Source organism: Streptomyces pathocidini (genome assembly GCF_001418495.1).
In the GTDB taxonomy this organism is placed as follows: domain Bacteria; phylum Actinomycetota; class Actinomycetes; order Streptomycetales; family Streptomycetaceae; genus Streptomyces; species Streptomyces pathocidini.
The window spans coordinates 1-10,269 of the sequence record NZ_LIQY01000335.1 but is presented as its reverse complement, the minus strand read 5'-3'; the positions used below and the strand labels follow the sequence as shown (position 1 = coordinate 10,269).

General features: G+C 71.2%; 6 protein-coding genes. 4 read left to right on the top strand and 2 right to left on the bottom strand.

Annotation, left to right across the window (positions count from 1 at the left end; all coding sequences use genetic code 11):
- Nucleotides 1-155 precede the first annotated feature (155 nt).
- Entirely contained in the window at nucleotides 156-2,255 is a 2,100-nt protein-coding gene (locus AOK16_RS16565) for a PhoX family protein (protein WP_055473014.1), read from the bottom strand.
- A gap of 411 nt (nucleotides 2,256-2,666) precedes the next feature.
- On the opposite strand from AOK16_RS16565, the gene AOK16_RS28405 reads away from it, so the two are divergent.
- The 3 genes from AOK16_RS28405 to metG all read left to right on the top strand — a co-directional run bounded on the left by AOK16_RS28405 (nucleotide 2,667) and on the right by metG (nucleotide 6,509).
- Nucleotides 2,667-2,939, top strand: a complete 273-nt coding sequence (locus AOK16_RS28405) for a barstar family protein (protein ID WP_240483603.1) — start codon at nucleotides 2,667-2,669, stop codon at nucleotides 2,937-2,939.
- An 87-nt stretch (nucleotides 2,940-3,026) separates the two neighbouring features.
- Entirely contained in the window at nucleotides 3,027-4,610 is a 1,584-nt protein-coding gene (locus AOK16_RS25750) for a VWA domain-containing protein (protein ID WP_079101458.1), read from the top strand.
- 171 nt (nucleotides 4,611-4,781) lie between these two features.
- Nucleotides 4,782-6,509, top strand: a complete 1,728-nt coding sequence (metG, locus tag AOK16_RS16550; RefSeq protein ID WP_055473013.1) for a methionine--tRNA ligase — start codon at nucleotides 4,782-4,784, stop codon at nucleotides 6,507-6,509.
- Nucleotides 6,510-6,593: 84 nt separating this feature from the next.
- Here the strand turns inward: metG and aspS are convergent, their stop codons facing one another.
- Nucleotides 6,594-8,381, bottom strand: coding sequence for an aspartate--tRNA ligase (aspS, locus tag AOK16_RS16545; protein WP_055473012.1), 1,788 nt, complete (start codon nucleotides 8,379-8,381; stop codon nucleotides 6,594-6,596).
- A 226-nt stretch (nucleotides 8,382-8,607) separates the two neighbouring features.
- On the opposite strand from aspS, the gene AOK16_RS16540 reads away from it, so the two are divergent.
- The coding region (locus tag AOK16_RS16540) for a SpoIIE family protein phosphatase (protein ID WP_055473011.1) at nucleotides 8,608-10,269 on the top strand (1,662 nt) is incomplete at its 3' end.

Sequence of the window (10,269 nt, the reverse complement as noted above, 5' to 3'; positions counted from 1 at the left end):
CGGGTCGGTGGCCCGGGGGGCCACCGACCCGGTGGTGGTGGGGCGAGCAGCGCCTCTCCGAGGCATCGGAGGCAGAGGCCGACTGACAGTAGGACCGACCTGACAGGCAGAAGCCGACTGACCGGCCGGGAGAGACCGGTCAGAGGACTGCCCGACTACACCCCGACGTTTCCGCCGTCCTTGCGCCACACGCTCACGACCGCCGGGCGGACCATCCTGCCCGGCCCGTCGGGCCAGATCGACGCCGGCTTCTCGACGCTGGCCCCGTCCTTCTCGCCCGGGTGCTGCACGGACACCAGCACGCGCCGGTCCTGGATGATCGGCCCGCAGGTCTCGGCCCCGGACGGCATGGTCAGGAACTGCTTGACCTCACCGCGCCGTTCACCGGAGGTGGCCACGCCGAAGAGGCCGTCGTGCGAGCCGAGCGCGTTGCCGTCCGTGGAGATCCACAGGTTGCCGTGCGGGTCGAACGCCACGTTGTCCGGGCAGGAGATCGGGCTGACCTGCTCCTTGGGGAAGCCGGAGAAGTATGTGGCCGGGTCCTCCGGGTCGCCGCAGACCAGGAACAGCCGCCAGGCGAAGCGGGTGGAGAGCGGGTTGTTGCCGTACTCCGCCAACTCCAGCACCTGGCCGTGCTTGTTGAGGTTGCGCGGGTTGGCCTCGTCGGCCGCCGCCTTCCCCTCCTTGCCGCGGTCGGAGTTGTTCGTCAGCGCGATGTAGACGCGGCCCGTGCGCGGGCTCGGCTCGACGTCCTCGGGGCGGTCCATCTTCGTGGCGCCCACCTTGTCGGCGGCCTGCCGCGTGAAGACGTACACCTCGTCGGCCGTCATGCCCTCGACGAACGACTTCTTGCGGCCGCCCGGGCCGGAGCTGGCCAGCGGGATCCACTCGCCGCCGCCGTCGAACTCGCCGTCCGACGGGAGCTTTCCGCTGCCGTCGATCTCGGCGGCCGGGCTGTCGCCGGTCAGCTTGGCGACGTAGAGCGTGCCCTCGTCCAGCAGCGTCAGGTTGTGCTCGCGGGCGGCGCGGGAGGTGCCGCGCATCATCCGCTTAGAGGAGACGAACTTGTAGAAGTAGTCGAACTTCTCGTCGTCGCCCATGTAGACGACCGGGCGGCCGTCGGCGGTCAGCCGGGGCTGCGCGGCCTCGTGCTTGAACCGGCCGAGCGCGGTCCGCTTGCGCGGCGTGGAGTGAGGGTCGTACGGGTCGAGCTCGACGACCCAGCCGAAGCGGTTGACCTCGTTGGGCTCCCGGGCCACGTCGAAGCGCTGGTCGAACCGCTCCCACTTGCGCTCGGACGCCGCGCCCGCGATGCCGTACCGCTTGAGGCGGGCCGCGGCCACCGGCTCGGTGACCGAACCGCCGTTGGCGAAGTACTGGTTGAAGTTCTCCTCGCCGTGCAGGGTCGTGCCCCACGGCGTGGTGCCGCCCGCGCAGTTGTTGAGCGTGCCCAGCACCTTCGTGCCGGTCCGGTCGGCCGAGGTGCGCAGCAGCTCGCTGCCCGCGGCCGGGCCGGTCAGCCGGAACTCGGAGGTCGCGGTGAGGCGGCGGTTGAGGTGGTGGCGGCTCACGGCGGTGAGCTTGCCGCTCTTCCATTCGCCCTGCACCGCGACGACGGACAGGCCGTGCGCGGCCCAGGCGATCTCGACCTGCTCGCGGGTGGGGTTGGCCGGGTCGTACCCGGCGAACATCAGCACCTCGTCGGTGTACTCGTGGTTGGCCACGAGCAGCTGGCGGCCCGGCTCGCCGGGCAGCGGGAGCAGGCTGAGGAAGTCGTTGTTGTAGCCGAACTGGCCGGCCTGCGCCTTGGCGGACTGCCGGTCCGCGTCGAAGGCGGGGGCGCCGCGGAGGATCGGGTCGCCCCACTTGATCACGACGTTCTGGGCGTAGCCCTCGGGGACCGTGACGGCGTCGGTGGTGTTGGGGGCCACGGCGGTGAAGCGCAGACCGCGGGCGGCATTGCCGGTGGCCGGGCCGTTGCCGTGGCGGGCGGCCGCCGCCGTCGCTTCGGCGGCCTGCGCCTGGGGCGCGCCCTGGCCGGCGGCCGTGGCGCCGGTCGCGGCGGCCACGGTCACCACCGCGCTGGCCCGCAGCACGTTGCGGCGGGACAGCGCGCCGGCTACGACGTCGCCGACGTACGCGTTGTCGCTGGTGTTCGGTACCTCGTGAAAGCACGCGTCGCCGCAGCGGTAGCGGCAGGTCAACGCGGAACGACCGCCCGGGTGCGAGCTGATCAGTGGCAGCATTCTGCGCACTTGTTCCCCTCCGTACTGGCTCTCCACCGGCGCACCCTGCGCCGACAAGATGTCGGAATGTCTCCGCCGGTGACGCTATGGGTGGAGATCCGCGCCCCGGCGGACTCCAGGTGAACAGGGGGTGAATCCCGAACGCCTGTGTGGCGTAGATGATTTGGCGTCGACTGGGGTCGGCCCGCCTGCCCCGGACATCGACAGGCGCCGCGACCTCCCCTCGCCCCGCTTGGGGAAGGACTAGCATCCGGCGGCATGGCGCCCTCGAAAGACGAGTCGAACGGCGAGTCGAATGGCGGCTCGAAAAACGAAGCGGAAGGTAGGGGTCGGGAAGGCGAAGCGGACGGTAGGGACCGGGAAGGCGCAGCGAAAGGCAGGGACCGCGACGCCGCCGGCGACACGGCGGGCGGCGAGCTGGTGGTCGACTTGCGCGGCCGGAACCTGGCGACGCGGGACGACTTCTGGGACGCGGTGGCCGGGCCGTGCGGACTGCCGGAGTGGTTCGGGCGGAACCTCGACGCGTGGTGGGACGCGCTGAGCGGCGGCGTCTCCCCGCTGCTCGACGCCCACCGCGGGCTGGTCGTACGGGCCGACGCGCGGGGGCTGTTCGCGCCGGGCAACGCGGACGGCGCGCGACTCGCCCGGGTCTTCGCCGAGGCCGCCCACGCCCGCCTGGACCTCGCTCAGTAACCTTACGTGTCCGTGGTCCGTGCCGGTCAGGGACGTTTCCCGCACCTCGGACATTCATCGCACCGATACATGTGAAGGATTGCTCCCATGGGTATTCGGAGTCTGCTGCGGAATGTATTCGGCCGGTCCCGCGCGGACCGCCCCGAACCGACGGTCCCAGAAGCGAGGACGCCCACGGCGGGCCCGGACACCCCAGGCACCGCAACAACCGCCGCGCCTGCAGCGGACACAGGACCTACGGATCACGCCGCGTCCGCCGAGCCGCTCGCTGCTGACGCCGAGTCCGACTCCCTCCTCGCGCCCTTCGACGAGGCGCGGCGCGCCTCGTCTTCGGCGGGCCAGGGGCACTCGAAGGCCGAACAGCTGGACGCGGCCCAGGAGTCGGAGCAACGCCCGGGCACACCGCCGCACGCCGAGGACTCCGGCAGCGCCGAGCCGAACCCCGAGACGGGCACCGACAAGAACGCCGACCACACCCGCAACGACCGTACGACCGCGGCGGATTCCGCCCGCGATGACCGTACGCCCACGGCCGAGACCCCCATGGCCGAGCCCCCCGCCGCGGAGACGCTGGCCGGGGAGACTTCCGCCGCGGAGCCGCCCGCCGTAGGTGACACCGCTGAGGTCCCGCCCGCGGCGCCCGCCGTCCCGGCGCAGGCGACCTCCGAGGCCGCCGCGCCGGAGGCGAAGGACGACACCGCCGAGGCGGAGCCGTCGGACGGGGACTCCTGCCCCGAACTCGCCGTCCCGGCCCAGGCCAAGGCCACCGCGGAGCACCCGGCCACCACGGTTCCGCCGCAGGCGTCGGCAGCCGAGCGCGACGCCGCCGAGCGGGAGCCGGTCGAGCAGGGCACGGCGGAGCCCGCCACGGCGGAGCCCGCCACGGCGAGCACGCCCGCGATCCCGTCCCAGCCGGAGCGAACCCCGGCCGAGCCGTCGCCTGCCGAAGCTGAGACAACCGAGCCCGCCGCAGGCGTCCCCGCGGGGCTGGTCGGTTTGCACAAGGCGGCTGGGGCCGCCCTTCGGCGGCGTGGGCTCGGTGGGGAGCGCGTTGGCGTGTATCTCGTGCTCGACCGGTCCGGGTCCATGCGGCGCTACTACAAGGACGGCACCGTCCAGCACCTCGCGGAGCAGGCCCTCGCACTGTCCGCGAACCTGGACGACGCCGCCACCGTGCCCGTCGTCTTCTTCTCCACCGACATCGACGGCACCGCCGACCTCACCCTCGGCGCGTACGAGGGCCGCGTCGAGGCCCTGCACGCGGACCTCGGCCACATGGGCCGCACCAACTACCACCGCGCCGTCGAAGCCGTGGTCGAGCACTACGAGAAGTCCCGCGCCGACGGTGCCCACGCCCCCGCGCTCGTCCTCTTCCAGACCGACGGCGCCCCCACCTCCCGCCCCGCCGCCGAGAAGGCGCTGTGCGAGGCCGCGAAGCTGCCGATCTTCTGGCAGTTCATCGGCTTCGGCGACCCCGAGGCGAAGGGCTTCGACTTCCTCCGCAGGCTGGGTGAACTGGCCGTCCCGGAGAAGCGCGCCGTGGACAACGCGGGCTTCTTCCCGGCCGGCACTGACCCGCTGGAGCTGTCCGACGACGAGCTGTACGAGGGCCTCACCGCGGAGTTCCCGCGCTGGCTCGCCGCCGCCCGCGAGGCCGGCATCGTGGCCTGAGCCCCGCCCCGAGGCCGGCATCGTGGCCTGAGCCCCGGTCGTAACAGCGCCTCGGGCCGTCCGCGCGTTCCCACGGGAAACCCGCGCGGGCGGCCCTTCGCTGTCAAGTACCCTATTGACAGCCTGTAGAGCGAAACCTCACCCCGCGTAACGACTTGGGAGCAGCCGGCAATGGCTCGACACCTCATCACCAGCGCCCTTCCGTACATCAACGGGATCAAGCACCTGGGCAACATGGTGGGGTCCATGCTCCCGGCCGACGTCTACGCCCGCTATCTGCGCCAGACCGGCCACGAGGTCCTCTACATCTGCGCCACCGACGAGCACGGCACCCCCGCCGAGCTGGCCGCCAAGGAAGCCGGTCTGCCGGTCGGCGCGTTCTGCGCCGAGCAGCACGACGCGCAGAAGGCGATCTACGACGGCTTCGAGCTGGCCTTCGACTACTTCGGCCGCAGCTCCTCCGCCGAGAACGTGGAGATCACCCAGCGGATCGCCCGCAGCCTCAAGGAGAACGGCTTCATCGAGGAGCGCTCGATCCGCCAGGTCTTCTCGGTCACGGACGACCGCTTCCTCCCGGACCGCTACATCGTCGGCACGTGCCCGCACTGCGGCTACGACAAGGCGCGCGGCGACCAGTGCGAGAACTGCACCCGCGTACTGGACCCGACGGACCTGATCGACGCGCGCTCGGCCGTCAGCGGCAGCAGCGACCTCGAAGTCCGCGAGACCAAGCACCTGTTCCTGCTCCAGTCCAAGCTCCAGCCCGAGGTCGAGGCCTGGCTGGCGGGCAACGGCAGCCAGGAGTGGCCCACGCTGGCCTCCTCGATCGCCCACAAGTGGCTGACCGAGGGCCTCAACGACCGCGCCATCACCCGCGACCTGGAGTGGGGCGTCCCGGTTCCGGCCGACACCTGGCCGGAGCTGGCGGCCGAGGGCAAGGTCTTCTACGTGTGGTTCGACGCCCCGATCGAGTACATCGGCGCGACGAAGGAGTGGGCGGACGCTGCGCGAGACACAGACCCGCAGAACCGCGACTGGAAGTCGTGGTGGTACGAGGCGGACGACGTCCGCTACACCGAGTTCATGGCCAAGGACAACGTCCCGTTCCACACGGTCATGTTCCCGGCCATGCTGCTCGGCACCCGCGAGCCGTGGAAGAAGGTCGACTACGTCAAGGCCTTCAACTGGCTGAACTACTACGGCGGCAAGTTCTCCACCTCCCAGAAGCGCGGCATCTTCACCGACGCCGCGCTGGAGACCCTGCCCGCCGACTACTGGCGCTACTTCCTGATGGCGAACGCGCCCGAGTCCGACGACACCTCCTTCACCTGGGAGTTGTTCTCCTCGGTGGTCAACAAGGACCTCGCGGACACCCTCGGCAACTTCGTCAACCGCGTCCTGTCCTTCTCCCGCAAGCGCTTCGGCGACCACGTTCCCGAGGGCAGCGCGCCCGGCGAGGCCGAGGCGCGCCTCGGCGAGGAGATCGCCCGCCTGCTCGGCGAGTACGAAGGCCACATGGAGTCCCTCCAGTTCCGCAAGGCGGCCGCCTCGCTGCGCGCCCTGTGGAGCGCGGGCAACGCGTATCTGGAGGAGAAGGCCCCCTGGCTGGAGATCAAGACCGACCAGGAGGCCGCCGCGCTGACGCTCCGCACGGCGATGAACCTGATCCACCTCTACGCGGTGGTGTCCGAGCCGTTCGTCCCGGCGACGGCGAAGGCCATGCGCTCGGCGTTCGCGCTGGCGGAGGACGCCCGCAGCTGGGTGACGGCCGACGAGGCGAAGGCCCTGGACTCAGTCCCGGCCGGCACCGCGTTCACCGTCCCCCCGGTCCTCTTCGCCAAGCTCACCGAAGAGGACCTGGAGACCTACCGCACCCGCTTCGGCGGCCAGGGAGAGTGACCCCGCGCAGCACCGCGTAGAGCCCTGCCAATGGCGAAGGCCCCCTGAACCTCCGGAGGTTCAGGGGGCCTTCGCGTCACCGCGTTACTTCGTCGGCTTGTACGGCGTGGGCTTGGCCGGGCCCTTGTAGACCGACAGGTGCAGCTCCTTCAGCCGTGCCTCCTCGATCTCGCTGGGCGCGCCCATCAGCAGGTCCTGCGCGTTGCCGTTGAGCGGGAAGGCGATCGTCTCGCGGATGTTGGGCTCGTCGGCCAGCAGCATCACGATGCGGTCCACGCCGGGGGCGATGCCGCCGTGCGGGGGCGCGCCGAAGTGGAAGGCGCGGAGCATGCCGCCGAACTCCCGCTCCACGTCCTCCTTCGCGTAGCCGGCGATCCGGAAGGCCTCGTACATGACCTCCGGCTCGTGGTTCCGGATCGCGCCCGAGGACAGCTCGGTGCCGTTGCACACGATGTCGTACTGCCAGGCCAGGATGTCGAGGGGGTCCTTGGTGCGCAGCGCCTCCAGGCCGCCCTGCGGCATGGAGAACGGGTTGTGCGAGAACTCGATCTGGCCGGTGTCCTCGTTCCGCTCGAACATCGGGAAGTCGACGATCCAGCAGAAGCGGAAGACGTTGTCCTCGAACTGCCCGGCGCGGCGGGCGGCTTCGACCCGGACCGCACCCATGATCTTCGAGACCTCGTCGAACTCGCCCGCGCCGAAGAACACGGCCGTGCCGGGCTTGCCGTCGACCTCGGCGACCAGCTTCTCGGTGTCCTCTTCGGTGAGGAACTTGGCGATCGGTCCGGTGAGCTTGTTGCCCTCGCCGATCCTGATCCACGCCAGGCCCTGTGCGCCCTGCTGGACCGCGAACTCGCCCATCCCGTCGAAGAACTTGCGCGGCTGGTCGGCGGTGTCGTGCACTGGCAGCGCGCGGACGTGCTTGCCCGCGAAGGCCTTGAAGCCGCTGTCGGCGAAGACGTGCGACACGTCGACCAGTTCGAGGCGGGCCCGCAGGTCCGGCTTGTCCGAGCCGTACTTGAGCATCGCCTCGCGGAACGGGATCCGCGGGAACGGGGAGGTCACGTGGCGGCCGTTGCCGAACTCCTCGAAGAGCTCGGTCATGACCTTCTCGATGACCTGGAAGACGTCCTCCTGCTCGACGAAGCTCATCTCGACGTCGAGCTGGTAGAACTCGCCGGGCGAGCGGTCGGCGCGGGCGTCCTCGTCGCGGAAGCAGGGCGCGATCTGGAAGTAGCGGTCGAAGCCCGCGATCATCAGCAGCTGCTTGAACTGCTGCGGCGCCTGCGGCAGCGCGTAGAACCTGCCGGCGTGCAGCCGGGACGGCACCAGGAAGTCGCGCGCGCCCTCGGGGGAGGTCGCGGAAAGGATCGGGGTGGCCATCTCGTTGAAGCCGAGCGAGGTCATCTTGTGCCGGATCGCGGAGATCACGGCCGAGCGCAGCATGATGTTGCGGTGCATGCGCTCGCGGCGCAGGTCCAGGAAGCGGTACTCCAGGCGCCGCTCCTCGTTGACGCCGTCCTCGGGGAAGACGGTGAAGGGCAGCGGGTCGGCCGCGCCGAGCACCTCGACCGCGGAGACCTCGACCTCGATGTCACCGGTCGGCAGCTCGGGGTTGACGTTCTCCGCGCCGCGGGCCACGACCTTGCCGTCGACCCGTACGACGGTCTCCTTGGTGATGTGGCCCAGCTGCTCGTTGGCCGGGCTGTCGGGGCGTACTACGAGCTGGATCAGCCCGTAGTGGTCCCGGAGATCGATGAAGAGGATGCCGCCCAGGTTCCGCCTGTTGTGCAGCCAGCCGCTCAGCCGTACGTCGGTGTCGACGTCAGTGGCACGGAGCTCGCCGCAGGTGTGGGACCGGTACCGATGCATCGTTCATCCAAGTCGTCTGGTCGGGTCTGGCCTTGGTCGTGGGCCCCTTGCGTGGCCGCCGGAAGGCCGGAAAGCACACAGCGAGGGCTTGTGCAAGGGTACCGGCACACCTCCGGCCGGTCCTCCGCGATTCCCCGCCGTTCACCCGGCTCCGGACCTGCGCCTTCCCGGGCCCCTGCCGCCTTCGCTCGTCAAAGCGAAATAAGTCCACATACAGTGGTGCAATATGCGCACCGAGGATGTCTTGTCCACCATCGCGACCGGCCTCTGGCGCTGGGACGACGCAGCGGACGAGGTCTCCCTGGACGCCGAGGCGGCCCGCCTGCTCGGCCTGGCTGCCGAGCCGGCCCAGCTGCCCGCCTCCGCCGTGCGCTCCCGCTTCCACCCGGTGGACTGGGTGGAGATCACCGGCATCGTCACCCTGGCCCTCGCCGAGGGCACCCTCGCCGAGGCCCGGGTGCGGATCGTGGGCGACGACGGGAAGGTGGAGCGGATCGTCCGCCTCCGCTCCCGCCCGTACGAGCACCCCGAGGGCTTCGAGCTGGTCGGCACCCTTCAGGAGGTCCCCGAACCGCAGCCCGGCACCGCGGCCGCGGCCCACTCCGGCGTCACCGGCGACTGGCGCCGCTCCCGCGAGGCCTTCCTGCTGGACGCCGGCCGGGCACTGGCCGAGGCCCGCTCCACCGCCGAGGTGCTGCGGGTGGCCGCGACCCTGTCGATGCCCGGCTTCTCGCCCGACGGCCTGGCCGTCTTCGGCGTCGAGGGCGACCGGCTGCGGGTGGTCGGCTACCACGGCTACGAGGACGGCGATGAGGGCCCGTTCCTCAACATGGCGCTGGACACCGACTACCCGGCCGCCGAGGTCGTACGGACCGGGCGCGCGGTCTACCTGCCCAGCCCCGAGGAGTACCAGAAGCGGTTCCCCTCCCTCTGGCCGCTGGCCCAGCGCTTCAAGCGCCAGTCCTGGGCCTTCCTGCCGCTGATCGTCTCCGGCCGCACCATGGGCGCCTGGATGGCGGCCTTCGGCTACCCGGTCGCCTTCACGCCCGACGAGCGCTCGGTGCTCACCACCGTCGCCCGCATGCTGGCCCAGGCCCTCTCCCGCGCCAGCGTCCACGAGTCCGAGCGCGAGCTGACCACCGGCATCCAGCGCGCGATGATGCCGACCGTGCAGCCCGACATCCCCGGCATGTCGGTGGCCGCGCGCTACGTGCCGACCGGCGGCGGACTCCAGGTCGGCGGCGACTGGTACGACATGATCCCGCTGCCGTCGGGCCGGATAGCCCTGGTCATCGGGGACGTCCAGGGCCACGACGTGCGGGCCGCGGGCCTGATGGGCCAGCTGCGGATCGCCCTGCGCGCGTACGCCGCCGAGGGCCACCACCCCGACGCCGTACTCTCCCGCGCCTCCCGGTTCCTCGCCGGGATCGTCGACCAGTCACCGGACGGCAGCACCGCCGCCGACCCGCGCTTCGCCACCTGCCTGTACATCGAGGTCGATCCGCGGACCGGCACCCTCGACATCGCCCGCGCCGGGCACCCCGACATCGCCACGCGGATGGTCGACGGCACGATGCTCGTCCGCCCCACCGCGGGCGGCCTGCCGCTGGGCATCGACCCCGACACGGACTACCCGACGACCCGGATCGCCCTCGAACCGGGCGAGTTGATGATGGTCTGCACCGACGGGCTGATCGAGACCGGCGGCCACGACCTGGAGACCGGCTGGCGGCGGCTGCGCTCGGTCTTCGAGGAGCACTCGGGCCAGACACTGGAGTCGCTGGCCGACGCGCTCGTCGGCGCCGTCCACGGCCCCTCCTCGCACCACACCACCGGCCCGCTGGCCGACCGCCGCGAGGACGACATCGCGCTGCTGCTGCTCTGCCGC

Coding starts and splice junctions, on each gene's coding strand:
- aspS (WP_055473012.1), bottom strand. CDS start 8,381: ATGCATCGGTACCGGTCCCACACCTGCGGCGAGCTCCGTGCCACTGAC.
- metG (WP_055473013.1), top strand. CDS start 4,782: ATGGCTCGACACCTCATCACCAGCGCCCTTCCGTACATCAACGGGATC.
- AOK16_RS25750 (WP_079101458.1), top strand. CDS start 3,027: ATGGGTATTCGGAGTCTGCTGCGGAATGTATTCGGCCGGTCCCGCGCG.